General features: G+C 64.5%; 24 protein-coding genes. 17 read left to right on the top strand and 7 right to left on the bottom strand.

Annotated elements, in window-relative coordinates; translation table 11 throughout:
- Positions 1–43: 43 nt before the first annotated feature.
- Entirely contained in the window at positions 44–550 is a 507-nt protein-coding gene (locus tag BraRD5C2_RS04860) for a YegJ family protein (protein WP_223967190.1), read from the bottom strand.
- Between the two features lie 209 nt (positions 551–759).
- A complete protein-coding gene (locus BraRD5C2_RS04855) occupies positions 760–1,839 on the bottom strand; it encodes a branched-chain amino acid aminotransferase (protein WP_223967189.1) in 1,080 nt (359 codons plus the stop codon).
- Positions 1,840–2,169: 330 nt separating this feature from the next.
- On the opposite strand from BraRD5C2_RS04855, the gene BraRD5C2_RS04850 reads away from it, so the two are divergent.
- Genes BraRD5C2_RS04850 through BraRD5C2_RS04840 form a run of 3 tightly spaced genes read left to right on the top strand, consistent with a single transcriptional unit; the run spans position 2,170 to position 4,838 of the window.
- Positions 2,170–2,718: a MarR family winged helix-turn-helix transcriptional regulator gene (locus tag BraRD5C2_RS04850; RefSeq protein ID WP_374707957.1), complete on the top strand. Its 549-nt coding sequence runs from the start codon at positions 2,170–2,172 to the stop codon at positions 2,716–2,718.
- A gap of 2 nt (positions 2,719–2,720) precedes the next feature.
- Positions 2,721–3,443 carry a response regulator gene (locus BraRD5C2_RS04845; protein WP_171948219.1) on the top strand — a complete coding sequence of 241 codons (723 nt, stop codon included), beginning with the start codon at positions 2,721–2,723 and terminating at the stop codon, positions 3,441–3,443.
- A gap of 9 nt (positions 3,444–3,452) precedes the next feature.
- Complete coding sequence (locus BraRD5C2_RS04840) at positions 3,453–4,838, top strand: ATP-binding protein (protein ID WP_223967188.1); 1,386 nt, start codon at positions 3,453–3,455, stop codon at positions 4,836–4,838.
- Here the strand turns inward: BraRD5C2_RS04840 and BraRD5C2_RS04835 are convergent, their stop codons facing one another.
- The 3 genes from BraRD5C2_RS04835 to BraRD5C2_RS04825 all read right to left on the bottom strand — a co-directional run bounded on the left by BraRD5C2_RS04835 (position 4,839) and on the right by BraRD5C2_RS04825 (position 8,671).
- Positions 4,839–7,112, bottom strand: a complete 2,274-nt coding sequence (locus tag BraRD5C2_RS04835) for a TonB-dependent siderophore receptor (RefSeq protein ID WP_223967187.1) — start codon at positions 7,110–7,112, stop codon at positions 4,839–4,841. It lies immediately after the preceding gene.
- A gap of 685 nt (positions 7,113–7,797) precedes the next feature.
- Positions 7,798–8,328, bottom strand: coding sequence for a DUF3617 domain-containing protein (locus tag BraRD5C2_RS04830; protein WP_212313426.1), 531 nt, complete (start codon positions 8,326–8,328; stop codon positions 7,798–7,800).
- Between the two features lie 43 nt (positions 8,329–8,371).
- Entirely contained in the window at positions 8,372–8,671 is a 300-nt protein-coding gene (locus tag BraRD5C2_RS04825; protein WP_212313433.1) for a hypothetical protein, read from the bottom strand.
- Positions 8,672–8,837: 166 nt separating this feature from the next.
- Here BraRD5C2_RS04825 and BraRD5C2_RS04820 point away from each other — a divergent pair, with 166 nt between their 5' ends.
- The 4 genes from BraRD5C2_RS04820 to BraRD5C2_RS04805 all read left to right on the top strand — a co-directional run bounded on the left by BraRD5C2_RS04820 (position 8,838) and on the right by BraRD5C2_RS04805 (position 11,609).
- Positions 8,838–9,314 carry a hypothetical protein gene (locus tag BraRD5C2_RS04820; RefSeq protein WP_223967186.1) on the top strand — a complete coding sequence of 159 codons (477 nt, stop codon included), beginning with the start codon at positions 8,838–8,840 and terminating at the stop codon, positions 9,312–9,314.
- 114 nt (positions 9,315–9,428) lie between these two features.
- A complete protein-coding gene (locus tag BraRD5C2_RS04815) occupies positions 9,429–10,115 on the top strand; it encodes a ribonuclease T2 family protein (protein ID WP_223967185.1) in 687 nt (228 codons plus the stop codon).
- Positions 10,116–10,274: 159 nt separating this feature from the next.
- On the top strand, positions 10,275–11,135 hold the full coding sequence (locus BraRD5C2_RS04810) for a 23S rRNA (adenine(2030)-N(6))-methyltransferase RlmJ (protein WP_223967184.1): 861 nt from the start codon (positions 10,275–10,277) through the stop codon (positions 11,133–11,135).
- A 261-nt stretch (positions 11,136–11,396) separates the two neighbouring features.
- Complete coding sequence (locus BraRD5C2_RS04805) at positions 11,397–11,609, top strand: cold-shock protein (RefSeq protein WP_016844477.1); 213 nt, start codon at positions 11,397–11,399, stop codon at positions 11,607–11,609.
- Between the two features lie 267 nt (positions 11,610–11,876).
- On the opposite strand, the gene BraRD5C2_RS04800 is transcribed toward BraRD5C2_RS04805, so the two are convergent.
- Positions 11,877–12,500, bottom strand: coding sequence for an outer membrane protein (locus BraRD5C2_RS04800; protein WP_223967183.1), 624 nt, complete (start codon positions 12,498–12,500; stop codon positions 11,877–11,879).
- Positions 12,501–12,765: 265 nt separating this feature from the next.
- On the opposite strand from BraRD5C2_RS04800, the gene uvrC reads away from it, so the two are divergent.
- The 7 genes from uvrC to BraRD5C2_RS04765 all read left to right on the top strand — a co-directional run bounded on the left by uvrC (position 12,766) and on the right by BraRD5C2_RS04765 (position 19,830).
- Entirely contained in the window at positions 12,766–14,856 is a 2,091-nt protein-coding gene (uvrC, locus tag BraRD5C2_RS04795; protein ID WP_223967182.1) for an excinuclease ABC subunit UvrC, read from the top strand.
- Between the two features lie 192 nt (positions 14,857–15,048).
- Entirely contained in the window at positions 15,049–15,663 is a 615-nt protein-coding gene (gene pgsA / locus BraRD5C2_RS04790) for a CDP-diacylglycerol--glycerol-3-phosphate 3-phosphatidyltransferase (RefSeq protein WP_223967181.1), read from the top strand.
- The gene (gene moaD, locus BraRD5C2_RS04785) at positions 15,660–15,911 is read left to right on the top strand and encodes a molybdopterin converting factor subunit 1 (RefSeq protein ID WP_223967180.1); all 252 of its coding nucleotides are present in this window, start codon (positions 15,660–15,662) and stop codon (positions 15,909–15,911) included. The genes pgsA and moaD overlap by 4 nt, the downstream gene beginning before the upstream one ends.
- An 8-nt stretch (positions 15,912–15,919) precedes the next feature.
- Complete coding sequence (locus tag BraRD5C2_RS04780; protein ID WP_223967179.1) at positions 15,920–16,387, top strand: molybdenum cofactor biosynthesis protein MoaE; 468 nt, start codon at positions 15,920–15,922, stop codon at positions 16,385–16,387.
- Positions 16,387–17,370 carry a 50S ribosomal protein L3 N(5)-glutamine methyltransferase gene (prmB, locus tag BraRD5C2_RS04775; protein ID WP_223967178.1) on the top strand — a complete coding sequence of 328 codons (984 nt, stop codon included), beginning with the start codon at positions 16,387–16,389 and terminating at the stop codon, positions 17,368–17,370. Before BraRD5C2_RS04780 ends, prmB begins: the two co-directional genes overlap by 1 nt.
- Positions 17,371–17,547: 177 nt before the next feature.
- Positions 17,548–18,960 (top strand): EAL domain-containing protein, encoded by a 1,413-nt coding sequence (locus BraRD5C2_RS04770; protein ID WP_223967177.1) that lies wholly within the window; start codon positions 17,548–17,550, stop codon positions 18,958–18,960.
- A gap of 15 nt (positions 18,961–18,975) precedes the next feature.
- On the top strand, positions 18,976–19,830 hold the full coding sequence (locus BraRD5C2_RS04765) for a TIGR01459 family HAD-type hydrolase (protein ID WP_223967176.1): 855 nt from the start codon (positions 18,976–18,978) through the stop codon (positions 19,828–19,830).
- Positions 19,831–20,183: 353 nt separating this feature from the next.
- Here BraRD5C2_RS04765 and BraRD5C2_RS04760 read toward each other — a convergent pair whose 3' ends face one another.
- Positions 20,184–20,579 carry a response regulator gene (locus BraRD5C2_RS04760; RefSeq protein ID WP_016844467.1) on the bottom strand — a complete coding sequence of 132 codons (396 nt, stop codon included), beginning with the start codon at positions 20,577–20,579 and terminating at the stop codon, positions 20,184–20,186.
- 214 nt (positions 20,580–20,793) lie between these two features.
- On the opposite strand from BraRD5C2_RS04760, the gene BraRD5C2_RS04755 reads away from it, so the two are divergent.
- The 3 genes from BraRD5C2_RS04755 (at position 20,794) to ileS (ending at position 25,537) form a co-directional block, all read left to right on the top strand.
- Positions 20,794–21,777 (top strand): bifunctional riboflavin kinase/FAD synthetase, encoded by a 984-nt coding sequence (locus BraRD5C2_RS04755; RefSeq protein ID WP_223967175.1) that lies wholly within the window; start codon positions 20,794–20,796, stop codon positions 21,775–21,777.
- A gap of 17 nt (positions 21,778–21,794) precedes the next feature.
- Positions 21,795–22,322, top strand: a complete 528-nt coding sequence (locus BraRD5C2_RS04750; RefSeq protein ID WP_223967214.1) for a sugar O-acetyltransferase — start codon at positions 21,795–21,797, stop codon at positions 22,320–22,322.
- Positions 22,323–22,534: 212 nt separating this feature from the next.
- Positions 22,535–25,537 carry an isoleucine--tRNA ligase gene (ileS, locus tag BraRD5C2_RS04745; RefSeq protein ID WP_223967174.1) on the top strand — a complete coding sequence of 1,001 codons (3,003 nt, stop codon included), beginning with the start codon at positions 22,535–22,537 and terminating at the stop codon, positions 25,535–25,537.
- Positions 25,538–25,565: the final 28 nt, after the last annotated feature.

Raw genomic sequence — 25,565 nt, 5'->3', positions numbered from 1 at the left:
GGCAACCCGGCTCTGCGCCGCCGCCGCGGCCGAACACCGGTCCTCAGGGCTGCTCCATCCGCGCGCGAAGCGCGTCGGCGTCGGCCTTCGGCATCGATTTCAGCAGCGGCTTGATGGTCTCGCCGCCGACGATCTTGCCGTTGCGCATGAACATCCAGTCGGAGATGTCGGCCTCCTTGAACTCGGCGAGGTCGCCGGCCCGCTTGCCCGGCAGGTCGCGTGGCTGGTTGGCGAACCGGCCGGAATAGCCGCCGCTCGGCAGTTTCTTCACCTCGCGCATCCAGATGTGCTCGCCCTCGTTGCGATGGGTCGGAAAGCGGACCTTGAGCGAGTGTTGGGTCTCCGACGGCTTGGGCGCCTCGTAGGAGGCCCAGAACGCCGGCAGCGTTTCGCGCGCATGGCTAATCGCGGCGTTCATCTCCGGGTCGGCCGTGCGGACATCGATAACAGGCGAGCGGTCCTCGGCGCGCACCGTGTTGGTTCCGGCGAGCGCGAACGCAGCCGCGATCAGCACGGCACAGGTCAGACGTGTTACGGGAGTTTTGGTCATGTCATCACGCGAATAGGAATTGTTTGAAATGGAAGGCGAGACTTTGTCGCGCGCTCGCGGCAGGCCGTTCATGCGATGACGGCAGACAACACGGAAAAATGACGACCGAAGCGAAGCGTCGGCTTGTCGGTGTTCCAAAGCGAAAGCGCCTCTCCCTTTGCAAAGGAAGAGGCGCCAAATCGAAGCAGGTCAGCAGTGGAACCGCTGCGTCAGGCGACGTTCCTGATCCAGTTATGCGGGTCGTTGGTGCGACCGTACTGGATGTCGACCAGCTTCTTGCGCAGGCCCATCGCGACCGGGCCGGCCACGCCGCCGCTGATCTGGAAGTCGCCGCTCGCCGAGCACACCTTGCCGATCGGCGAGATGACGGCCGCGGTGCCGCAGGCGAAGGCTTCCTTCAGCTTGCCGCTGGCAGCGTCGGCACGCCACTGCTGGATCGTGTAGGGCTCCTCGCGCACGCGCGTGCCGGCATCCTTGGCAAGCGCGATGATCGAGTCGCGGGTGATGCCAGGCAGGATGGTGCCGAGCGGCGGCGTCGAGAGCGAGCCGTCGTCGAACGCGAAGAAGATGTTCATGCCGCCGAGTTCCTCGATGTAGCGGCGCTCGACCGCGTCGAGGAACACGACCTGGTCGCAGCCGCGCTCGATCGCTTCCGCCTGCGCGCGCAGGCTTGCGGCATAGTTGCCGCCGCACTTGACGGCGCCGGTACCACCGATCGCGGCCCGCGTGTAATTTTCCGACACCCAGATCGAGACTGGCGCGGGACCGCCCTTGAAATAGGAGCCGACCGGCGAAGCGATGACCGAGAAGATGTATTCCGCCGACGGCTTCACGCCGAGGAAGACCTCGCTCGCGATCATGAACGGCCGCAGATAGAGACTGCCCTCGCCGCCCGGGATCCAGGCGCGATCCATCCGCACAAGCTGCTCGACCGCGTCGATGAACACGTCCTCGGGCAGCGGCGCCATCGCCATACGGTCGGCCGAATCGTGGAAGCGCCGGGCATTGGCGTCGGGACGGAACAGGTTCACACCGCCGTCGTCGCGCCGGTAGGCCTTGAGACCTTCGAAAATTTCCTGGGCGTAGTGCAGCACCGCGCCGGCCGGATCGAGCGGAAAATTCGCGCGTGCCTCGACGCGGGCGCTGTGCCAGCCCTTGCCCTGGCTGTAGCGGACGATCGCCATGTGGTCGGTAAAGACGCGGCCGAAGCCCGGGTCCACGAGCTTCGCTGCACGATCCTTGTCGGACGTGGCGTTCGGCGAAGGCTGGATGTCGAATTTCAAAGTCATTTTTCTTGCTTTCCGCTGTCGGAACCGGCGCCATACCGGGCGACGGCCTGTTTCCCCCGGAGCCATCAGGCTCGGCTGGTGCGAACTTCACCACCGCCGGCAACCCGGCCGGTTTCCATCGCCAACATGCCGGTTAGACATGCTTTTGCGGAGTGCTGAAGTCCAGTATGTTTGCCGAAATGCCGCTCGACAATCGCACGGTAGTCCAATTCGCGGCCCAAACCGCCACACAGGCTCTTTCAGGCCGCCTCAAACGCTGTCGGGGACGAAACGACCTAATGTTTCGTCGTGACTGGCAGTTTTGTAACATTGAACCCAAGATACGTCAATATGACTGACATAAATTTCTCAGGCATGGCTGCCAAGCCCGATTCGCAGGGAGATGATCAAGCTCCTGCGGCGGGCGGCCGCGACCTGCGCTGGGACATCATCGAGCTGTTGTTCTTCGCCTACCGCGACTTTGTCGGCGACGCCGACCAGGAGCTGGAGGCGTTCGGCTTCGGCCGCGCCCACCACCGCGTCATCCACTTCGTCACCCGCTATCCCGGCCTGAAGGTCGCCGACCTGCTCGACGTCCTGCGCATCACCAAACAATCGCTCGGACGCGTCCTCAAGCAGTTGCTGGACGAAGGCTACATCGTGCAGAAGACCGGCAACAACGACCGCCGGCAGCGCCTGCTCTACGCAACGCCGAAGGGCGAGGCGCTGGTCGCCAAGCTCGCAGGGCTGCAGACCGACCGCATCAATCGCGCGATCGCCGGCATCGATCCGGCCGGCGTCGAGACGGTTCGCCAATTCCTCCGCGCGATGATCGACCGCGACGATCCCGACAAGGTGCTCGAAGCGATCTTCGGCGGCGGCAGAAAAACAAGGGAGTGAACCTGGTGCAGGCTGCAACCCTGGTGCGCACGCCGGTCGAGCCGGCCGACGACGCGCCGCATCTCCTGCTGGTCGACGACGACCGGCGCATTCGCGACCTGTTGTCGCGCTTTCTTTCCGGCGAAGGCTATCGCGTCACCACGGCCATGAGCGCCACCGACGCGCGCGCCAAGCTGCTCGGGCTGCATTTCGACCTGCTGATCCTCGACGTGATGATGCCCGGCGAGAACGGCTTCGACCTCGCCCGTTTCATCCGCACCTCCTCGACGGTGCCGATCATCATGCTGACCGCCCGCCACGAGGCGGAAGCCCGCATCGAGGGCCTGCAGATCGGCGCCGACGACTATGTCGCCAAGCCGTTCGAGCCGCGCGAGCTGGTGCTGCGCATCGGCAATATCCTCAAGCGCACCGCGCCGCCGCAAGTCACTGTCGTCGAACAGATCGCGTTCGGCCCCTACATCTTCCACATCGAGCGCAGCGAGCTGCGCCAGGGCGAGGAGATCATCCATCTCACCGACCGCGAGCGCGAGATGCTGCGTATCCTCGCAAGCGCGCCCGGCGAGACCGTGCCGCGCGGCGAACTGACCAGCGGCGGCACCGTCAATGAGCGCGCGGTCGACGTCCAGATCAACCGCCTGCGCCGCAAGATCGAGCACGATCCTGCCAATCCGCTGTTCCTGCAGGCGGTACGCGGCATCGGCTATCGCCTGGTCGCCTCGCCGTAAGATGCAGCCATGAGCACGCTCGACACCGGCCTGACCCTGATCAAGAACGCCTCGCAGCGCGTCTCGAAGGCGAACGGCTGGATGGGCAATGCGTTCAAGAGCTGGATGCCGACCGGCCTCTATGCGCGCGCGCTGCTGATCATGATCGTGCCGATGGTGATCCTGCAGACCGTGGTCGCGTTCGTGTTCATGGAGCGGCACTGGAACACGGTGACGCGCCGCCTGTCCGCCGCGGTGGTCTCCGACATCGCCGCGCTGATCGACGTCTACAAGATCTATCCGCAGGACAAGGACCGCGCGCAGCTGCGCGGCATCGCCCAGAAGCTGCAGCTGGTGGTCGACTTCCTCCCCGCCGGCGACATGCCGCCGCCGGGACCGAAGCCGTTTTTCTCGCTGCTCGACCAGACCCTGTCGGTGCAGCTCGGTCGCCAGATCAGCCGTCCGTTCTGGATCGACACTGTCGGCAAGTCCAACCTGGTCGAGATCCGCGTCCAGCTCGACGACTCGGTGATGCGGATCTTCGCCCAGCGCAGCGCGGCCTACGCCTCCAACTCGGAGATCTTCATCTTCTGGATGGTCGGCACCTCGTCGATCCTGCTGATCGTCGCCGTGCTGTTCCTGCGCAACCAGATCAAGCCGATCCTCAGACTGGCCGATGCCGCCGAAAGCTTCGGCAAGGGCCGAGAGGCGCCGAACTTCCGGCCGCGCGGCGCGCGCGAGGTGCGGCGCGCGGCACAGGCCTTCATCGAGATGAAGGCGCGCGTCGAGCGTTCGATCGAGCAGCGCACCGCGATGCTCGCCGGCGTGTCGCATGATCTGCGCACCATCCTGACCCGCTTCAAGCTCGAACTCGCCCTGATCGGCGAAGGCCCCGAGATCGACGCGATGCGCAAGGACGTCGACGAGATGTCGATGATGCTGGAGGATTACCTTGCCTTCGCGCGCGGCGATTCCGGCGAGGTCGCGCAGCCGACCGACATGGCGATGGCGCTGGAGGATTTACGCGGCGACGCCGAACGCCACGGCCACACCGCGACCGTCGCGTTCCACGGCCTGCCCGTCGTCACGGTGAAGCCGGCCTCGTTCAAGCGCTGCCTCGCCAATCTCGTCTCCAATGCGGCGCGTCACGCCAACACGATCTCGATCACCGGACAGCGCGACCATCGCTATCTCAACATCACGGTCGACGACGACGGCCCCGGCATCCCCGCCGCCATGCGCGAGGAAGTGTTCAAGCCCTTCCTGCGGCTCGACGACGCCCGCAACCAGGACGAAGGCGGCAGCGGCCTCGGACTTGCGATCGCCCGCGACATCGCGCGCTCGCACGGCGGCGACATCATGCTCGGCGAAAGCCCGATGGGCGGCCTGCGCGCCGCGGTGCGGATTCCGGTGTAGCTACCAGCGGTAAGACAGGGTGCCGATCACCTGACGCCGTTCGCCGGCATAGCAATAGCCGGACTGACAGGTCTGGTAGCGCGTGTCGAACAGATTGGTCGCGTTCAGGCGCGCGGTGGCGCCGAGCAAGCGCCGGTCGAGCTTGCCGAGATCGTAGTCGATCACGGCATCGAACAACGCTCTCGCCGCATTCTGGAACGTATTCTGGTCATTGCCGAAGTTGGTCCCGATGTAACGGACACCGAGGCCAAGCCCGAGCCCTTCGACCGGGACGCCGGACTGGAAGGTGTATTTGCCGAAGGCGGCGAAGGAATTCCTCGGAATGCCGGAGAGCTCATTGCCGGTCGTATCGGGATTGCCCTGCGTGATCACGACGTTGAGATGGGTGTAGGCCGCGGTGAGATCGAATCCCTGCTTGAGCGCCAGCTTCGCCTCGAGCTCCACGCCCTTCGATTCGACCTGCCCGGTTGCCGCCTGGAACGCCATGTTGCTCGGATCGGTGCGCAGCACATTGTCCTGCGTGATGTCGAACACCGCGGCGGTCAACAGCACCGGCACCTGCGGCATCTGGTACTTGATGCCGATTTCCTTCTGCTCGCCGGTGGTCGGCTTGAACGGCGATCCCGATGCGTCGACGCCGACCTGCGGAGCGAATGCCGTCGCGTAGCTGACATAAGGCGCAATGCCGTTGTCGAAGACGTAAGCGAGGCCCGCGCGGCCCGTGAAGGCGGTGGCCCTCTGCGTTGACGGCACGCCGTCGAGGCCTGCGGTCGTCGTCTGCGAGACCCAGCTCTGCCGGCCATTGAGCGTCAGAACGAAGCCGCCGAGCTTGGCCTGCTCCTGCGCATAGACCCCGACCTCGTCGGTCGACTGCTTGTTGAAGATCGAGAATGCCGGCGACGCGATCGCCTGGGCACCGTAATTCATCGTCAGGAGATTGAGATCGGGAGCCGCCCCGTAGCCGATCTTGTCGTTGTAGTAGGAGTGCCCGTAGTCGACGCCGAACAGCGCCGTGTTCTTGATCGCGCCGAGCATGAACTTGGCCTCGGCCTGGTTGTCGAGCGTTACGGTATTGAAGCTATCGAGGATTCGCCAGGCGGAGCGCGACGCGAGATTGGTGCTGCTGTCGATGGAATCGATCTGGGTGTATTTCGCATCGGTGTCGACCTGATACAAGCGGAAGTTCTGCCGCACCGTCCAGACGTCGTCGACATTGTGCTCGAACGCGTAGCCGATGCGATACTGCTTCTGATCCATGGCGCTGAAGGCCGGATCGTTCGAATAGATGTTGGTCAATTGTCCGTCGGGCGTGCGGAAGTTGCCGATGCTCGCGGCGGTTCGGCTGCTTTGATATTCGCTGAGGATCGTGAAGGACGTATCGACGTCGGGCCGCCAGGTCAGCGCGGGCGCGATGTAGGTGCGATCGTCGTCGTTGCCGGGATACCAGGTCTTGGCGTCACGGAGCAGACCCGTCAGGCGATAATACAATTGGTCGCTGCCGGGCACCGGGCCACCGATATCGAAGCCGCCCTGGTAACGATCATAGTTGCCGGTCTGCAGCTGCACCTCGCCGAACGGCGTCATGGTCGGCCGCTTCGTGGTGACGTCGACGATGCCGCCCGGAGAGCCGAGGCCGTAGAGGCCCGAGGCCGGTCCACGAAGGATCGACACGCTGTCGAGACCGTAAGGTTCGATCTTGGGAATGGCGAAGTTGCCGCCGCCCTGGCGAAGGCCGTCGCGATAGATCCCGGTATAGGTCGCATCGAAGCCACGGATGTAGAAACTATCGAACCGGGGATCATAGCCGAACGCTGTGGTCGTGACGCCGGGCGTGTAATTGACGGCGTCCTTGAGCGTCTGAACGTTGCGATCCCTAAGCTCCTTCTGCGTGACGACCGAAAGCGACTGCGGCGTCTCGATCAGCGCCGTGTTGGTCTTGGTGCCGGCCGTGCTGCCGGTCGCAACGTAACCGGTCGTTGCACCGTCCGTGCCGGCCGCGCCTTGCGACCGCGGAGCCTGGTTCTGAGCGCGCGCCGCAACGGTGCGGCGCCGGTTCGATACGGTGGCGCGCGAAGACCTGGTGTTCCGACTTGAAGCGGCGGCACTGCGCTTCCTTGCAGCGTCAGGTTCATCCACCGTCACTGCGGGAAGCACGCTGACATTGTTCTGCGCAGAACTGGTTTGTGCCTGAGCGCTGGCGACGTTCGCACCCATCGGCACCAGGAAGACCGAACCGAGAAACGCTGCGTTGATCGCAGCGGTTGATGCAAGCAAGCTGCGCTTGCTCCGCGACGAAGCCATTCCCACCAAACAATCCCCACACTTCCCCAAGATCGATCTTGATCGAGCCGCGTGTTCGTCATTGGGCGGGCATCGATGGGGCGGACTTCTATCGGCGGGATGCGCGGAATTCCACACGCGCAAAATAGAATCCATTGAAGCACGCGATGTACGGCACTGGAATGATTCAAGATGCGCGATACTGGAGCGATTCAAAAAGACATGTTGTCGCAGCAAACTTTTCAGCGCGCGGAATTCGCTCCGCGTCTTCGCTCTGGCAAAGAGTTTCGCGCGCGCGGCACGCAGCGATCATTCAATGATGCTGATGTCGTCCGGCAATGTTGTCGTGCATTGCGCGTGGCCGCGGACCAACACTTGACGTCTTGTTTGACATCCAATCTATTGAAGGTGAGCGGCCGGTGACCGTTATGCGGCGAAACGAGCGCCAGGCGTCAACCTTCAGCGACAACGACGAAGCGAATACGGAGTCGGCGCACACGATCCAAAGGCATCATTGCAGACTGAGAGGTCGCGCGAACGCACGCCCGATGATAGGCAGTGCAAAGCGGCTTGCCGATTCTGTCGCGGGCTGCCCGCTATGATGGTGGTGCAAAACGTCACGTCCTCTCGAAATGAGCGAGGACGTGCTCAGGCGCGCGGCGGCGATCGAAGGCGCCGCTTACTTCTGCTTGGGCAGCAGGCCCTTCAGCTTTTCCATGTCCTTGACGTTCATCTTCATGCCGCCGGGCATGATGATGTCACCGGGCTTCTGGTCGCTCTTGCAGGCGCCGAGCCATTTCGCCTCGATGGTCATCGTGGTGTCGCGGGAGCCGGCCGCGCCGCCCTCCGCGTGCGAGCTGCTCTTGACCGTGTAGGCGGAATTGAAATCGCCGACGATCTCGGCATGGCTCTTCATCGACATGCCGGCGACGCTGCATACGCTGTCGCTGACATAGCCGGTCGCGGTCTTCTGGATGTCCTGCTTGGAGCAGACTTCCTTGGCCATCGGCGAGGCCGCCGCGCTCATCTCCTTGTCGGTGGTCTCGTCGGTGCAGTGCTGCATGGTGATTTCCGGCATCGGCCCGCCGGTGCGCACCATCTTCATCTCCCACAGACCGGCCTTGCGGGTCGGCAGGTCGAGGGCGCTCGCAGCACCGGTGGACAGGACAAGGCAAACAGCAGAACCAAGCAAGGCAAGCTGTCGGGTCATGCGGTGAGCTCCCGGCTGAACGATCGAAGGATTTGGAGCGCGCTCAGTAGAGCGTGCGCACCGGCCTCTGGGCCGAACCATAGGGTACCCAGCGGCAGGCGAAGGAGATATAGCCGCCCGGATAGCGCTGCATCGCAAGGAACTTGACCACCTTGCCGTAGGAAGCGCAGTGATCGACGGCAAGCTGCCGCGCGTCGGTCTGGGCCGCCAGCGAATAGGCGATGATACCGCCGGTATCATTGCCCTTGAACGGTGGCACCGGCTGCATCCAGTCGGCTTGCGCCGGACCAACGGCCAGCATCCCGCTAACGGCAACCAGGCACGCGGCCAATTTCCTTCGCATCGCAGACTCCATTTCGCTGAAGACCAACATAGAGTGCGCCGGCGACCATGGAAAGAACGAGCCGGCTGCTGGAAGTGGACTTCTCCGCAGGTGTTGCCGTGCTGCACTTGACCTTGCCGGGGCTTCACGGCACCGTCCGCCGCATCTGATCATCGGGTGGATTCCCATGCGCAACCTGTTCAACTCCCCCAATAAACTCAGCCATAAGCTCGGCCTCGGCGCCGCGCTCGTGGTCGGCCTTCTGGCGTTCGGGAGCACGGCTCAGGCCGCCAATCCGTTCGAGCTCAATTTTTGGCTGTCCGGCCCGCGCTATGACGGCAATGTGGCCCCCTGCGAGAAGGCCCTGGCGATCATCAGCAACCAATTTCAGGAAAAGGAAGCCACCTTCTGGAATTCGCCGCTCGTGATCACCGGCTACAACCGGATCCACGAAACCGCCTTCCGTCCCTGGCAGTCCGACAATATTCCGCGCCGCTATTGCTCGGGCGATGCGATGTTGAGCGACGGCAAGGTGCGCAAGGTGCACTATTCGATCATCGAGGACGGCGGCTTTGCTGGCCTCAGCCAGGGCGTCGAATGGTGCGTCGCCGGGCTCGACCGCAACTGGGCCTATAACCCGTCCTGTAAGGCCGCCCGGCCCTGATCTTCGACCAGTTCGGTCAAAACGGAAGCCGCCGCCATCCAGACGGCGGCTTTTGTTCTTGAAATGTTCCGGCGGCCTGCTAGGCTCTGAATGGTCGCGTCAGGGGAGCGTTTGATGCCTCGGTTGGTCACAATTTCCCGATTTCTGATTTCAGTTGCCTTTGTTCTCTGTGGTGCGATGGGGGCCTCGGCCCAGGATCGCCGGCAGAATGCGCCCGGTGAGTTCGATTTCTATGTGCTGTCGCTGTCGTGGTCGCCGTCGTTCTGCGAGGCGGCGAGCGAGCGCGGCAACAACAGCCGCGGCACGCAGGCGCAGTGCGGCGGACGGCCCTATTCCTTCGTGGTGCACGGGCTGTGGCCGCAATATGAGCGGGGCTTTCCGGAATACTGCCAGCGGCCCTCGCCCCGACTCGCCCGCAACATCATGACCTCGATGCTCGACCTGATGCCGGCGCCCGGGCTGATCTATAATGAGTGGGACAAGCACGGCACCTGCTCCGGCCTCGGCGAGCGCGCCTATTTCGAAGCCATCCGCAAGGCCCGCGCCGCGGTGAAGATCCCCGAGGAATTCCTGCAATTGACGGAGCCGAAGACGATCGCGCCCGATGAGCTGGAGACGGCGTTCATCAAGGCCAATCCGGGGCTCAGCAACTCCGCGATCTCGGTGACCTGCGACAGCAAGCGGCTCAGCGAGGTGCGGATCTGCCTCAGCAAGGATCTGCAATTCCGCTCCTGCGAGGAAATCGATCGCCGCGCCTGCCGCCGCGATCAGGTGCTGATGCCGCCGGTTCGCGGCGGCTGACGTCTCGTCCACGTCACGGCCGGGCAGGCGCGCGTCGTCGCGCCGAGCGTCCCGGCCTTGGACGCCATCACGAAACCAGCGAGATCAGCCATGATGCCCGGGACAGGCCGGGCATGACGCAGTACAACATGCGCACCCTCTGGAGCGCAGCGTCATCGCATGAACTATCGTCACGCCTTTCATGCCGGCAGCTTTGCCGACGTCATCAAGCACATCGTGCTGGTGCGCATGCTCACCTATTTGCAGGAAAAGCAGGCGCCGTTCCGCGTCATCGACACCCATGCCGGCGCCGGCCTCTATGATTTGACATCGAGTGAAGCGCAGCGCGGCGGCGAATGGCTGACCGGCATTGCGCGACTGATGCAAGCGCGGCTGTCCGACAAGGCGCTGCCGCTGATCGGGCCCTATCTCGACATCGTCAGGGCATTCAATCCGCGAGGCGAACTGAAAGCCTATCCTGGCTCGCCGTTGATCACGCGGGCGCTGCTGCGTCCGCAAGACCGCCTGACGGCCTGCGAGATCGAGCCTGCGGCACGCAAGCAATTGATCGATGCATTGCGACGCGATGCGCAGGCGCGCGTCGTCGATCTCGACGGCTGGATGGCGCTGCCCGCATTCGTGCCGCCGAACGAGCGGCGCGGCCTGGTGCTGATCGATCCGCCATTCGAAGCGAAGGACGAGTTCGAGCGACTGGCCAGTGCCTTCACGGCAGCGTTCGCGAAGTGGCCGACCGGCGCGTACCTTTTGTGGTACCCCGTAAAATCCCGGAGAGCTTCCGACGAGCTCGCACGCAGCGTTGCCGCGACAGCAGCAAGCAGCCGGCCCGCGGGCAAATGCTTGCGCTTGGAATTCAGTGTGGCGCCGCAAGAAGTGGACGCCGGCCTCGTTTCCACCGGCCTTTTGATAGTGAATCCGCCGTGGACGCTGGCGGGCGAGCTGAAGATCATTCTGCCCGAACTCGAGAAGCCGCTTGGTCAAGGCGGCGCCGGACGCTTCAGACTCGAAACGCCTAAACCTTGAACGGTAGCACCCACTGAAAAGTTCTATTTGAGCATAGGCAACGCGCGCGGAACCGTATTATGCTCATCCTGTTACGACTGGCTTTACGTTCCGCTTCCGCGAATGGTTGCGGCGGAGTGACAAGGCCGAAATAAAATCCAGGCAGACCGGCGGCGTGACGCCGGCTTGTTCAGGTGGCCAAGCTTCCGACAAGCGAATGTCGGTCAACCACTACGCGGCGTGCGCGTAGCGGTGGAGCAATACGGGGGAGGAGTTTTCCCGATGGCCATGACTGGGACAGTCAAGTTCTTCAACGGAGAGCGTGGCTATGGCTTCATCAAGCCTGACGATGGCGGCCGCGATGTGTTCGTTCACATCACAGCTGTCGAGCGTGCAGGGTTGAAGGACCTGACTGAAGGACAGCGCATTACGTTCGAGGTTGAACCGGACAAGAAGGGCAAGGGCCCGAAGGCGGTCAACCTGGTAGTTTCATGATGAGCTCTCGCGGTGCGTGGCTCGTGATGAACAGCGAATGAAGCGTTGCGTGTGAGTTGACCGCAGGGCGCGTGGCTCGCGCTCGCTGCAAGACCGCCTGCATGATGCGGACGCGACTGACGGTGCCCGCATATTGGATGCGTGCGGCCGGTTTCGCGGACGCCGTGGCGTTCATGCAGCTGTGCGTGATGTCGACATGCTCAGCACAAAGAAAAACCCGGCCACGCGAGGCGCGGCCGGGAGTTGATGTCTGACGTTTTCTTGTTCTCAGAAGTGGTAGTTGATGCCGGCGCGAACCAGGCTGAAGCTGTAGCCGTTCGACGCGCCGCCGGTGATCGTGAAGTTGCTGTTGGCGAGATCGACGTAGAGATATTCGATCTTGGCGCTCCAGTGCGGGGCGAAGCCCATTTCGGCGCCGGCACCGACGGTGAAGCCCGCATTGGTATGCGACTCCGATATGCCGAAGGTCTCGCCGCGCAGTTCGCCGAAGGCAAGACCGCCGGTCGCGTAGAACAGCACGTTGTTGACCGCATAGCCGGCGCGGCCGCGCACCGTGCCGAACCACGGGTTGGAGAACTTCCACGGCGCGAACCGATCGTCGGCAGTGGTGCCCTGGATATCGGCCTCGATGCCGAACACCCAGGGAGAGCCGTTCTGGAAATTGTAGCCGGCCTGCACGCCGCCGGCGAAACCGGACGGCTTGGTCGGGTTGTTTTCGACCGAACCCCAGCCATAGCCGACGTTGCCGCCGAGATAGGGCCCGGCCCAGCTGTAGGCATTGAGCGGCTGATAGACGGTATAGGGCGAGCCGTAGTTGAGATCGGCCGCCGCCGACGACGTCGTCCAGCCTGCGACGATCAGTGCCAGCGCACGCGCAACAAACCGGGTCATAGGTACTCTCCACCACGCAACTGCCGCAGCCCGCAGGCCCGAGGCCGGCGTGGTTACGGAATTCCACTTTTTTCGCTAAGGTTTATCGAGAGTTTTAAGTTAAAGGGTTGTTAAGCCCGGTTACCGGCCCGCTCATCAGTCTTAACAATGTGTTACCGACCCGCCCCGGCGGCCGCGCTGGGCCGGTAACGTCCTGCAATCGGGGTTGTTTTTCCTGCGTCGCCAACGCTGGCGAGCGGTCGCCCAAGCGCTTAATTTACGGCCCATGGTTCACGATTCTCCCGAGCGCCCGACGCCGGCCCCCAAGGCTGATCCCAAGCCAAGGCGCAGTTCAAAGTCCGACCTGCCGCAGGACGACCTGACGCTCGACACGAGCGACGTCGATCCGGAAAGCTTCGCCGCCGAGGAGGACGACGAGGCACGTCTGCCCGAGGCTTCGGAGGACGCCACCGAGACGGTTGCCGAGGGGACGCTCTCGATCGGGCATGAGGCGATCGAGAACGCGGTCCGCCTCGCCCCGACCTCGCCCGGCGTCTACCGCATGCTCAACGCCGCCAACGACGTGCTCTATGTCGGCAAGGCGAAGAACGTCAAAAAGCGGCTGTCGTCCTATGCGCGGGCCAACGCACCGCTGCCGGCGCGCATCCTGCGCATGATCGCGGCGACCACGCATGTCGAGATCGTCTCGACCATGACCGAGACCGAGGCGCTGCTGCTCGAAGCCAATCTGATCAAGCAGCTCCGGCCGCGTTTCAATGTGCAGCTGCGCGATGACAAATCGTTTCCGTATATTTTGATATCGGGCGATCACTGGGCGCCGCAGATCCTCAAGCATCGCGGCGCGCAGTCGCGGCCGGGACGCTATTTCGGCCCGTTCGCCAATGCAGGCGCCGTCAACCGCACCATCACGGCGCTGCAGCGCGCGTTCCTGATCCGCTCCTGCACCGACGGCTTCTTCGAAAGCCGCAGCCGGCCCTGCCTGCTCTATCAGATCAAGCGCTGCGCCGGCCCCTGCACGCGCGAGATCGATTTTCCCGGCTATACCGAACTGGTGCGCGAGGCGACCGAATTCCTCTCCGGCCGCAGCCACGCCGTGAAGCAACTGCTCGCGGCCGAGATGGAGAAGGCCTCCGGCGAGCTCGAATTCGAGACCGCAGCGCTGTACCGCGACCGCCTCGCGGCACTGTCGGCGATCCAGTCGCAGCAGGGCATCAACCCGCGCACGGTCGAAGAGGCCGATGTGTTCGCGATCCACCAGGAAGGCGGCTATTCCTGCGTCGAGGTGTTCTTCTTCCGCACCGGCCAGAACTGGGGCAACCGCGCCTATTTCCCGCGCGCGGAAAAGACCTTCACACCCGAGGAGGTGCTGTCCTCATTCCTCGCGCAGTTCTACGACGACAAGCCGCCGCCGAAGCTGATCCTGCTGTCGCACGAGATCGAAGAAAGCACGTTGCTCGCCGACGCGCTGTCGGTGAAGGCCGGGTCCAAGGTCGAGGTCTCCGTGCCCAAGCGCGGCGAGAAGAAGGAGTTGATCGGCCACGCGCTCACCAACGCGCGCGAAGCGCTGGGCCGCAAGCTCGCCGATACCGCGACGCAAAGCCGGCTGCTGGAGGGCATGGTCACGACGCTCGGCCTGCCGCACACGCCGAAGCGCATCGAGGTCTACGACAACAGCCACATCCAGGGCACCAACGCGGTTGGTGCGATGATCGTGGCCGGGCCCGACGGGTTCATGAAGAACCAGTACCGCAAGTTCAACATCAAGTCGGAAGGGCTGACGCCCGGCGACGATTACGGGATGATGCGCGAGGTGCTGGAGCGCCGCTTCAAGCGGCTGCTGAAGCCGCCGGAGGGCGAGGCTGCCAAAGCAAAGGACAAGGCGGACGATGAGTCGTTCCCGCAATGGCCCGATCTCGTCATCATCGACGGCGGCCGCGGCCAGCTCAACGCGGTCCGGCAGATTTTCGAGAATCTCGGGCTGACCCAGGTCGCGCTGATGGCGGTGGCGAAGGGGCCGGAGCGCGATGCGGGGCGGGAAACCCTGTTCATGCCGGACCGCGAGGCCATCAAGCTCGAGCCGCGCGACCCGGTGCTCTATTTCATCCAGCGGCTGCGCGACGAGGCCCATCGCTTCGTGATCGGATCGCACCGCAAGCTGCGCAAAAAGGACATCCGCGAGGCCGGCCTGCAGGAGATCCCGGGCATCGGCCCGTCGCGCAAACGTGCCTTGCTGCACCACTTCGGAACGCTCAAGGAGATCGAGCGGGCCTCGATCGCCGACCTCGGCAAGGTTCCCGGCGTCAGCGCCGAGAGTGCCCGCAAGATTTTCGAGTTTTTCCACGCCCAGCCGGGTTAAACCAAAGGCGAGTCATCAGGGCGTCGCCTGCGACAGGGCATCTAGGGCATGATGCGGAAAAGTGGCAAGCAACGTTCTGAAAAGATCACGCATAAACAAGGGGCTAAGGCGCCATGACTAATCAGCCTAATCTCGCCGCGCTCTGGCGCCCGCACGGTTGACCTTCTCGCTTCAGCGGTATTGGTAGAACGGATGAACATCGCGACGACCCGGGGACAGGGCAAGACTATGTCCCTCCCGAATATCCTGACCTACGCCCGGATCGCCGCCATCCCGGTGGTGATCGGCTGCGTCTACTGGCAGTCGATCCTGGACGGCCCGTTGTGGCTGCGCTGGGTGGCGCTGGCCGTGTTCATTGCGGCGGGGATCACCGACTATCTCGACGGCTATTACGCGCGCATGTGGGACCAGCAGTCCGCCTTCGGCCGGATGCTCGACCCGATCGCCGACAAGCTGCTGGTGGCCTCCAGCCTGCTGATGCTGGCCGCCGACAACTCGATCCATGGCTGGACCCTGTGGGCGGCGATCGTGATCCTGTGCCGCGAGATCCTGGTCTCGGGCCTGCGCGAATATCTCGCGGGCCTGCGGGTCAGCGTACCCGTCACCAAGCTTGCGAAATGGAAGACCACGATCCAGCTGGTGGCGATCGGCTTCCTGATTGCCGGCGAAGCCGGCGAGCAGGTGCTTCCGGCGACCACCCTGATCGGCATCGTGCTGCTGTGGATGTCGGCGATCTTCACGATCTACACCGGCTGGGATTACTTCCGTGCCGGCATCCATCACCTCATCAAGGAGGATGAGGGATGAAGCTGAAGTATTTCGCCTGGGTGCGTGAACGGATCGGCAAGGCCGAAGAGATCGTCGAGCCGCCGGCCGAGGTGCGCACCGTCGGCGAGCTGATCGGCTGGCTTGCCGCGCGCGACGACGGCTACGCCCACGCCTTCGAGAAGCCGACGGTGATCCGCGCCGCGATCGACCACGCCCATGTCAAATCGGACGCTGTGATCTCCGGCGCCCGCGAGATCGCGTTCTTTCCGCCGATGACCGGCGGCTAAGTCTCGTCATGACGGTGACAGCGACCATCCGGATCCAGCAAGCCGACTTCGACGTCGCGCAGGAGATCGCGGCCTTAAGCAAGGGCCGCACCGATGTCGGCGCGGTCGTCAGCTTCAGTGGCATCTGCCGCGGCAGCGAACAGGGCGAGCCGATCGCCGCGCTGACGCTCGAACATTACCCTGGCATGGCGGAGGCCGAGATTGCACGCCACGCCGACGAGGCGCTGGCGCGCTGGCCGTTGCAGGGCCTCACCATCATCCACCGCTTCGGCCGCATCGCGCCGGGCGAGAACATCGTGCTGGTCGTGACCGCCTCGGCGCACCGGCAGGCCGCGTTCGAGGCAGCCGAGTTCCTGATGGACTATCTCAAGACCAACGCTCCGTTCTGGAAGCGTGAAGAGAGCGCGCGCGGCACGAGCTGGATCGAGGCGCAGGGCCAAGACGACGCGGCCGCCGCGCGCTGGACCAAATCCTGATGGCCAAGCGCAGCAAAGTGCCGGCCAGGCGCAGCCCCGCCGCGCCGAAAGCGCCCAAGGAAGCGCCCAAGAAAGCACCGAAGGTCGGCGCCGGCGAGCTTCACACCCTGTTCGATTTCCTGCGCTACGCGGTCAGCCGCTTCAACGCGGCAAAGCTTGTGTTCGCGCATGGCACCACCGATCCGGTGGCGGAAGCCGCGTTCCTGATCTGCGAGACGCTGCATTTGCATCCCGATCAGTTCGAGAGCTTCGCGAACGCGCGCGTCACGGTTGCCGAAGGCAAGCAGATCCTCGACCTGATCGAGCGGCGGATCGCGACGCGAAAGCCGGCCGCCTATCTCGTCAACAAGGTCTATATGCGCGGCCTGCCGTTCTATGTCGACGAGCGCACCATCGTGCCGCGCTCCTTCATCGGCGAATTGCTGGATTCGCATTTCGGCGGTGACGAGGACGGCACCTCGCTGATCGGCGATCCCGCCGACGTCGAACGCGTGCTCGACCTGTGCACCGGCTCCGGCTGCCTTGCGATCCTGGCTGCCCGGCATTTTGCCAACGCCGCGGTCGACGCGGTAGATATTTCAAAGGATGCGCTGGAAGTCGCCGCGCGCAACGTCGCCGACCACGGCCTCGACGACCGCCTGACGCTCCATCGCGGCGACCTGTTCAAGCCGCTCGGCGACGTCAGCTACGATCTCATCATTTCGAACCCGCCCTATGTCGATGCCGAGGGCATGGCCGCGCTGCCGCGCGAGTGCCGGGCCGAGCCGAAGATCGCATTCGACGGCGGCGCCGACGGGCTCGACATCGTCCGCCGCCTGCTCGATGAGGCCAGGCGGCACCTGACCCCGCAAGGCGGGCTGCTCTGCGAGATCGGCCGCGGCCGCGACAATCTCGAGGCCGCCTATCCCAACCTGCCGCTGCTCTGGCTCGACACCGAGGACTCCGAGGGCGAGGTGTTCTGGATCGCCGCCGCCGACCTCTGACCGGCACGCCACGGCCGGCTCCGGTCCATTACGGAGTGCCGGCTTCGAGGGCGACCAAGACGAAGCGAAAATCGTGTGCAGTTCCAGCCGGTTCGGAAGATCGCTGGCCCGTCGAATCAACAATGGTGCTAAGCTTGCGCTCCGGGGACGTTCGGAGAGAGGGCGCGGGCGCGCGACATGATTCGCATTTCGACGATCTTCATCGCCATCTGCATGGTGCTGCTCGCAGCCTCGCTCGGGTTCGTCCTGTATTCGGTGGCGGGCATCAGCGGATCGGAATCGGCGATCGTGGCGCTCACCGCCCTCACCTGCCTGATCCTCTACAATGCCGTGTCGATGCGGTTGCGTGACCGCAGCGATGTCGGCGGCCAGATCGCGGATCTGTCGCGCGGCACCGCCGATCTCGCCCGCCAAGTCGCCGAATTCGGCCGCCGGCTGGCCGCGGTCGAAGGGCGCGTCGCCTCGGCGAACTCCACCGGCGCCGACCGGATCCAGGGCATGGCCGGCGAGATCAACGAGCTTGGCGGCCTGGTGCGGCAGCTTGCGGCGTCGGTCGCCCATCATGAGGATTTGCTGGCGGCAGCTCCCGTGGCGCCGCCGGTCGCCGCGCCGCGCGACGATCTGCTGCAACCGGTCCCGCCGGCTCCGACCGTCGTGTTTGCGCCTCCGCCGCCGGCTGCGCCCGCATCGGCGATCTCCCGCAGCCAGACCCAGCTCATCGGCGCGATCAGGCACGCCATCGACGAGAATCGCCTCGACATCTACCTGCAGCCGATGGTGACGCTGCCGCAGCGCAAGGTGCGCTACTACGAGGCGGTGACGCGGCTGCGCGACGAGCGCGACCAGGTCCTTGCCGCCGACGATTTCATCGAGGCGGCCGAGGTCGGCGGCCTGATCGGCCGCATCGACCACATGGTGATGCTTCGCTGCGTCCAGGTGCTGCGCCGCCTGATGATCCGCAGCAAGGATGTCGGCGTGTTCTGCAACGTCTCGGCGGCGACACTGGCCAGCCCGCAGCACTTCACCCAGTGTCTCGACTTCCTCGAAGCCAACCGCGCGCTGGCGCCGTCCTTCGTGCTCGAGTTCAAGCAGGCGACCTTCCGTAATCTCGGCCCGGTCGAAAGCGAGAATCTCGCGGCGCTGTCGCAGCGCGGCTACCGGTTCTCGATCGATCACGTCAGCGACCTCCGCCTCGAGCCGCGCGAGCTCGCCGATCGCGGCGTCCGCTTCATCAAGGTGCCGGCTGCGCTGCTGCTCGACGCCAGGCAGAGCGCAACCACCGATATCGATCCCTCCGATCTGTCCGACCTGCTCGGCCGCTTCGGCATCGACCTGATCGCCGAACGGATCGAGGGCGAGCGCTCGGTGGTCGACCTGCTCGACTACGATGTCCGGTTCGGCCAGGGCTTCCTGTTCGCGCCGCCGCGGCCGTTGCGGCCGGAAGGGGCATCTGCTACCGCCGAGGCTCCGCAGACCAAGCCCCAGGACCTCAATGGCGCCGGCACTTCCGCACCCGTCTCCAGCCCCGCAGCGCCACCGCGCACAACCGGTAGCGCAGCGCTGGCGCGCCGTGCGCTCGGACCGAATTAACCGGCAGTTTGCATCATGACATCGTTGCGTTTCGTGGAGCGGCTGCGCGACCTCACTGGCGACGTCGACGTCGTGCTGTCGGACATCTGGGGCGTCGTGCACAACGGGCTGGAATCCTTTCCCGAGGCCTGCGAGGCGCTGCACACCTTCCGCCAGCAGGGCGGCACCGTCATCCTGATCACCAACGCGCCGCGGCCGGCCGATTCCGTGCAGCGCCAGCTGCGCAAGCTCGGCGTCGCCGACGAGACCTATGACGCGATCGTCTCCTCGGGCGACCTGACGCGCCACTTCGTGGCCGATCATCCCGGTCAGAAGATCTTCTGGATCGGCCCGGAGCGCGACAGCTCGATCCATCGCGGCCTCGACGCCACCTTGGTGCCGCTGGAGCAGGCCGACTACATCATCTGCACCGGGCTGTTCGACGACGAGACCGAATCCGCCGAGGATTATCGCGACACGCTGCTGAAGGCGCTCGAGCGCAAGCTCACGCTGGTCTGCGCCAATCCGGACATCGTGGTCGAGCGCGGCGACCGGCTGATCTATTGCGCCGGCGCAGTTGCCGAACTCTATCGCGAGCTCGGCGGCGAGTCGGTCTTCTACGGCAAGCCGCATCGGCCGATCTACGAGCGCGCCATGGCGCTGGCCACTGAGCGCCGCGGGCGTTCGACCGAACTCAGCCGCGTGCTCGCGATCGGCGATTCCGTGCGCACCGACCTTACCGGTGCCCACAGCTTCGGCATCGATCTCCTGTTCGTCACGCGCGGCATCCATTCCGAGCAGTTCGAGGGCATCGAGCAGCTCGATGCGGCCTCGATCAAGGAACTGTTCGGTCATCCGCCGCGGGCGCTGATGCGCGAGCTGAAGTGGTAGCGGGCAGCCCCGCAGGGGCGCGCTGCCAAAATATCGAAACAACCCCATGCAAAGTAGCCGGCGGCGGCCGACGTTCGGCCAGCCGACTTGACACGTCGGGCAACTCAGGGATATTCTTCTAATATTCCGAAATTATGCAATACTTCAGTCCCGTCATCCTGAGGGGCGCGCTCTTGCGCGCGTCTCGAAGGATGCACGGCCACCAGCCGGGCCGTCGACCCTTCGAGACGCCGCTTCGCGGCTCCTCCAGCGACAACGGCAAAGCCGTTGCGCGGGGGTGACGGTGAGGCGGCGCCGGTCATTCGCTGACGCGCAGCGAGATGAGGATGAATTGTGATGCGATGGACGGGCGCTTACGCCGTCGCCATGTCCGGGAAGACCGCTTCGATCTTGGTCTTCAGCGTCGCCGCGTTGAACGGCTTGACGATGTAGTTGTTCACGCCGGCCTTCTTGGCCGCGATCACGTTCTCGGTCTTGGATTCCGCCGTGATCATGATGAAGGGCGTGGTCGCGAGATTGGGATCGGCGCGGACTTCCTTGAGCAGGTCGTAGCCGGTCATCGGCTCCATATTCCAGTCGGAAATCACCAGGCCATACTTCTTGCCACGCATCTTGTTGAGCGCCGCAGAGCCATCGGAGGCATCGTCGATATTCTCGAATCCAAGCTGCTTGAGAAGATTCCGGATGATGCGGATCATGGTGCTGTAATCATCAACCACCAGAACCGGCATGGACAAATCAACCGCCATCTTTCCCCCCAAAACCACTAACGCAACTTGGCTTCTGCACAAACGCAGCTTTCCGCCAACGACTAACAGCAGGCGTTAAACAGCGCGTTAACCGGCTGAATCCGGATTGTTACGGATTTGACGCGATTTTCGCTATGCTTGACTTCCACGCCGCCGCCGCGTCACGGTCCGGCCCGCACCAATCATGCTTAAGAATCCTTGAAGAATACCTGACATGAGCACCGGCTTTACCGTTATCCGCGACAACACGCCCGAAAGCGCAATTCCGAAGGGCGCCGTGGTCGCGATGGGAAATTTCGACGGCGTCCATCTCGGTCACCGCGCCGTGATCGGCGCGGCGCTGGCGATGGGCAAGACGCACGGCGTGCCCGCGCTCGCCGTGACCTTCGAACCGCATCCGCGCAGTTTCTTCAGCCCGAACACCCCGCAATTCCGTCTCACGGACGAGACCAACAAGCTGCGGCTGCTCGCGGCTACCGGGCTCGCCGGCGCCGTCGTGATGACCTTCGACAAGGCGCGCGCCGGCACCACCGCACAGGACTTCATTCACCACGATCTGATCGGGCGGCTCGGCATCAGCGGGATTGCGGTCGGCTACGACTTCCATTTCGGCAAGGGCCGGGTCGGCTCGCCGAGCCTCTTGGTCAGCGAAGCGCCGCGGCTCGGCATCGAGGTCGACGTACAGGCCCATGTCGACATCGAGGAGCGTCCGGTCTCCTCCAGCGCGATCCGCATGGCGCTCGCCGAGGGGCAGGTCGACGACGCCACCGCGATGCTGGGCGAGCCGTGGTTTGCGACCGGCAAGGTGATCCACGGCGAGAAGCGCGGCCGCGACCTCGGTTATCCCACCGCCAACATCCGCCTCGACAAGCATTGCGGCTTGAAGCACGGCATCTATGCGGTGCGGGTCGGCAAGGCTCACGGAAACGACAAGGTGCGGTTCGACGGCGTCGCCAGCTTCGGACGCCGCCCGACCTTCGACAACGGCGCACCGCTGCTCGAAGTCTTCCTGTTCGACTTCAAGGGCGATCTCTACGACACGGTGCTCGATGTCGCCTTCATCAGTTTCATTCGCGAAGAGCTGAAATTCGACACCATCGAGGCGTTGATACGCCAGATGGATGACGACAGCGCCAAGGCGCGCGCGGCATTGGCCGCAGCGCCGGACGCGTTCCCGCAGCTCGGAGTGATTGGTTGAAGACAGAGAAAGAGAAAATGCTGGCGGGCGAACTCTATCGCCCGGATGAAGAGCTCGCCGCCGACCATACCGCGGCGGAACACTGGATGGCGCGCTACAACGCCTCAGGCGCATCGTCCGCAGCCGAGCTGCACGCGCTGCTCTCTGCGCGGTTCCGAAAGGTCGGCAAGGACGCCGTGATCCGTCCGCCGTTCTTCTGCGACTACGGCGGCAATATCAGCCTCGGCGACGGCGTGTTCCTCAACTTCAATTGCGTCATCCTCGACGTCGTCGAAGTCACGATCGGCGATCGCACCCAGATCGGACCCGCGGTGCAGATCTATACCGCCGACCATCCGCGCGACGCTGCGACCCGGCGCGCCGGGCTTGAGTTCGGCCGCCCGATCCGGATCGGCAGCAACGTCTGGATTGGCGGCGGTGCCATCATCCTGCCCGGCGTCTCGATCGGCGACGGCGCCCTGGTCGGGGCCGGCAGCGTGGTGACGCGGGACGTCGCCCCCGGCGCCACCGTGGCGGGAAATCCGGCCCGGCCGCGGCAGGCTTAGGGCGGCCCGGCGGGGCTGGATTTGCCGGCGGCGGGGGCTTTGCGATTTCCCCGCTTGGCTGCTATGGAAAACCCATGTTTTCGCGGCGCATCATACGGATTAGCGGCCCGGCTTCCGCCTGAGCTTGAAGGCTCGGCGCAAGACCGGGACTTCGTCGTTTCACCCGCGATTGATCGCGTTTCCGCGCCCGCACCTGCCAAACCAGAGCTTTTATGTCCGACAAGCCGCAAAAGACCGACGCTAACGACTATTCCAAGACCCTTTACCTGCCGCAGACGGAATTCCCGATGCGCGCCGGTCTGCCCCAGCGCGAGCCGGAAATCCTGAAATACTGGAACGAGATCGGGCTCTACGACAGGCTCCGCCGGGAAGCCGAGGGCCGCGCCAAATTCGTGCTGCATGACGGCCCGCCCTACGCCAACGGCAACATCCATATCGGCCACGCGCTGAACAAGATCCTCAAGGACGTCGTGACCAAGAGCCAGCAGATGCTCGGCTTCGACTCCAACTACGTGCCGGGCTGGGATTGCCACGGCCTGCCGATCGAATGGAAGATCGAGGAGGAGAACTACCGCTCCAAGGGCAAACAGAAGCCCGACTTCCGCGACTCCGCCGCGATGGTTGCGTTTCGCAGGGAATGCCGCGCCTATGCGACGCACTGGATCAACGTGCAGCGCGAGGAGTTCAAGCGGCTCGGCATCATCGGCGACTGGGATCATCCCTACCAGACCATGAGCTATCCGGCCGAGGCGCAGATCGCCCGCGAGCTGATGAAGTTCGCCGCCAACGGCACGCTGTATCGCGGCTCCAAGCCGGTGATGTGGAGCGTGGTCGAGAAGACTGCGCTGGCCGAAGCCGAGGTCGAGTACGAGGACTACACCTCCGACATGGTGTGGGTGAAATTCCCGGTCACCTCGCCCGCGCATGGCGCGCTGGCCAGTGCCTCGGTCGTGATCTGGACCACCACGCCGTGGACGCTGCCCGGCAACCGCGCGATCTCGTTCTCGCCGAAGATCGCCTACGGCCTTTACAAGGTGACGGACGCGCCCGCTGACAATTGGGCAAAGACCGGCGATCTCCTGATCCTGGCCGATGCGCTTGCCGCGGAAGTGTTCAAGCAGGCTCGCGTCACGTCCTATGAGAAGGTCCGCGATCTTCCCGGCGACACGCTGGACGCCGTGGAATGCGCCCATCCGCTGCGCGGCTTTGGTGGCGGCTACGAATTCACCGTACCGCTGCTCGCCGGCGAGCATGTCACCGACGACACCGGCACCGGCTTCGTGCACACCGCGCCGAGCCACGGCCGCGAGGACTTCGACGTCTGGACCGCCAACACCCGCGAGCTCGATGCCCGCGGCATCCCGACGGCGATCCCCTACACGGTCGACGAGAACGGCGCCTACACCGCGCAGGCGCCGGGCTTCACCGGCAAACGCGTGCTCAACGACAAGGGCGAGAAGGGCGATGCCAACGAGGCGGTGATCAAGGCGCTGATCGAGGCCGGCAAGCTGCTGGCGCGCGGCCGCCTCAAGCACCAATACCCGCATTCCTGGCGTTCCAAGAAGCCGGTGATCTTCCGCAACACGCCGCAATGGTTCATCGCGATGGACAAGGACATCGCGGAGGATGGCCATGCGAAGAAGGGCGACACGCTGCGCGCCCGCGCGCTGCAGGCGATCTCGGTCACGCAATGGGTGCCGCCGGCCGGCGAGAACCGCATCAACGGCATGATCTCCAACCGGCCCGACTGGGTGATCTCGCGCCAGCGCGCCTGGGGCGTGCCGATCGCCGTGTTCGTGCGCGAGAACAGCGACGGCTCGGCCGAGATCCTGCAGGACGAGGTCGTCAACCAGCGCATCACCGAAGCATTTATGGAGGAAGGCGCCGACGCCTGGTACATGGACGGCGCCCGCGAGCGCTTCCTCGGGAGCCGCGCGTCGGAGAACTGGAAGAAGGTCGACGACATCTGCGACGTCTGGTTCGATTCCGGCTCCACGCACGCCTTCGTGCTGGAAGACCGCCAGAACTTCCCGCAGCTCGGCAACATCGTTCGCAAGATCGATGGCGGCAATGACACCGTGATGTATCTCGAGGGTTCTGACCAGCATCGCGGCTGGTTCCACTCGTCGCTGCTGGAAAGCGCCGGCACGCGCGGCCGCGCGCCCTACGATATCGTGCTGACCCACGGCTTCACGCTCGACGAGAACGGCCGCAAGATGTCGAAATCGCTCGGCAACACGGTCGAGCCGCAGAAGGTGATCAAGGATTCCGGCGCGGATATCCTTCGCCTGTGGGTCTGCGCCACCGACTATGCCGACGACCAGCGCATCGGCCCGGAGATCCTGAAGAACACCATCGAGACCTATCGCAAGCTGCGCAACTCGGTCCGCTGGATGCTCGGCACGCTGCATCATTTCAAGCCGAGCGAGAAGGTCGCCTTCGCCGAGATGCCCGAACTCGAGCGGCTGATGCTGCACGAACTGGCCGGCCACACCGAGACCATCCGCAAGGCCTATGCCGCGTTCGACTACAAGACCGTGGTCGCAACGCTCGCCGCCTTCATGAACTCGGAGCTGTCGGCGTTCTACTTCGACATCCGCAAGGATACGCTGTATTGCGACCCGCCGTCCTCGGTGGCGCGCAAGGCGGCGCTGACCACGATCGACCTGCTGTGCGACGCGATCCTGAAATGGCTGGCGCCAATCCTGAGCTTCACCACCGACGAAGCCTGGCGGATGTACCGGCCGAACGCCGAGCCCTCGGTGCACCTCACGCTGTTCCCCGAAGGTCTCGAGCAGTTCCGCGACGACGCCCTCGCCGCGAAGTGGGAGACGATCCGCAACGTTCGCCGCGTCGTCACCGGTGCGCTCGAGCTCGAGCGCGCTGCCAAGCGGATCGGCTCGTCACTCGAGGCCTCGCCGGTGATCTACATCGCCGACCGCGAGATGCTGGCGACGTTGTTCGACATCGATCTCGCCGAGGTCTGCATCACCTCGAACTACGAGGTGCGCGAGGGCGAGGCGCCGGCCAATGCCTTCCGCCTCGATGCCGTGCCCGGCGTCGCCGTGGTGGTGGAGAAGGCGGTCGGCACCAAATGCGCGCGCTCGTGGAAGATCCTGCCTGATATCGGCGAGGATCCCGACTATCCCGACGTCTCGCCGCGCGACGCGCAAGCGCTGCGCGAGTGGAAGGCGCTGGGGGTCAGCATCTCCTAACTGTCCGTCGTCCCGGCGAAGGCCGGGA

It is taken from the genome of Bradyrhizobium sp. RD5-C2, assembly GCF_019972155.1.
GTDB lineage: Bacteria > Pseudomonadota > Alphaproteobacteria > Rhizobiales > Xanthobacteraceae > Bradyrhizobium.
This window is presented reverse-complemented; position numbering and strand designations above follow the sequence as displayed.

Excerpts from the sequence above, each read along its gene's own strand:
- BraRD5C2_RS04860 (WP_223967190.1), bottom strand. The coding sequence starts at position 550 with ATGACCAAAACTCCCGTAACACGTCTGACCTGTGCCGTGCTGATCGCG.
- BraRD5C2_RS04855 (WP_223967189.1), bottom strand. The coding sequence starts at position 1,839 with ATGACTTTGAAATTCGACATCCAGCCTTCGCCGAACGCCACGTCCGAC.
- BraRD5C2_RS04850 (WP_374707957.1), top strand. The coding sequence starts at position 2,170 with ATGACTGACATAAATTTCTCAGGCATGGCTGCCAAGCCCGATTCGCAG.
- BraRD5C2_RS04840 (WP_223967188.1), top strand. The coding sequence starts at position 3,453 with ATGAGCACGCTCGACACCGGCCTGACCCTGATCAAGAACGCCTCGCAG.
- BraRD5C2_RS04830 (WP_212313426.1), bottom strand. The coding sequence starts at position 8,328 with ATGACCCGACAGCTTGCCTTGCTTGGTTCTGCTGTTTGCCTTGTCCTG.
- BraRD5C2_RS04825 (WP_212313433.1), bottom strand. The coding sequence starts at position 8,671 with ATGCGAAGGAAATTGGCCGCGTGCCTGGTTGCCGTTAGCGGGATGCTG.
- BraRD5C2_RS04820 (WP_223967186.1), top strand. The coding sequence starts at position 8,838 with ATGCGCAACCTGTTCAACTCCCCCAATAAACTCAGCCATAAGCTCGGC.
- BraRD5C2_RS04815 (WP_223967185.1), top strand. The coding sequence starts at position 9,429 with ATGCCTCGGTTGGTCACAATTTCCCGATTTCTGATTTCAGTTGCCTTT.
- BraRD5C2_RS04810 (WP_223967184.1), top strand. The coding sequence starts at position 10,275 with ATGAACTATCGTCACGCCTTTCATGCCGGCAGCTTTGCCGACGTCATC.
- BraRD5C2_RS04805 (WP_016844477.1), top strand. The coding sequence starts at position 11,397 with ATGGCCATGACTGGGACAGTCAAGTTCTTCAACGGAGAGCGTGGCTAT.
- BraRD5C2_RS04800 (WP_223967183.1), bottom strand. The coding sequence starts at position 12,500 with ATGACCCGGTTTGTTGCGCGTGCGCTGGCACTGATCGTCGCAGGCTGG.
- uvrC (WP_223967182.1), top strand. The coding sequence starts at position 12,766 with ATGGTTCACGATTCTCCCGAGCGCCCGACGCCGGCCCCCAAGGCTGAT.
- pgsA (WP_223967181.1), top strand. The coding sequence starts at position 15,049 with ATGAACATCGCGACGACCCGGGGACAGGGCAAGACTATGTCCCTCCCG.
- moaD (WP_223967180.1), top strand. The coding sequence starts at position 15,660 with ATGAAGCTGAAGTATTTCGCCTGGGTGCGTGAACGGATCGGCAAGGCC.
- BraRD5C2_RS04780 (WP_223967179.1), top strand. The coding sequence starts at position 15,920 with ATGACGGTGACAGCGACCATCCGGATCCAGCAAGCCGACTTCGACGTC.
- prmB (WP_223967178.1), top strand. The coding sequence starts at position 16,387 with ATGGCCAAGCGCAGCAAAGTGCCGGCCAGGCGCAGCCCCGCCGCGCCG.
- BraRD5C2_RS04770 (WP_223967177.1), top strand. The coding sequence starts at position 17,548 with ATGATTCGCATTTCGACGATCTTCATCGCCATCTGCATGGTGCTGCTC.
- BraRD5C2_RS04765 (WP_223967176.1), top strand. The coding sequence starts at position 18,976 with ATGACATCGTTGCGTTTCGTGGAGCGGCTGCGCGACCTCACTGGCGAC.
- BraRD5C2_RS04760 (WP_016844467.1), bottom strand. The coding sequence starts at position 20,579 with ATGGCGGTTGATTTGTCCATGCCGGTTCTGGTGGTTGATGATTACAGC.
- BraRD5C2_RS04755 (WP_223967175.1), top strand. The coding sequence starts at position 20,794 with ATGAGCACCGGCTTTACCGTTATCCGCGACAACACGCCCGAAAGCGCA.
- BraRD5C2_RS04750 (WP_223967214.1), top strand. The coding sequence starts at position 21,795 with ATGCTGGCGGGCGAACTCTATCGCCCGGATGAAGAGCTCGCCGCCGAC.
- ileS (WP_223967174.1), top strand. The coding sequence starts at position 22,535 with ATGTCCGACAAGCCGCAAAAGACCGACGCTAACGACTATTCCAAGACC.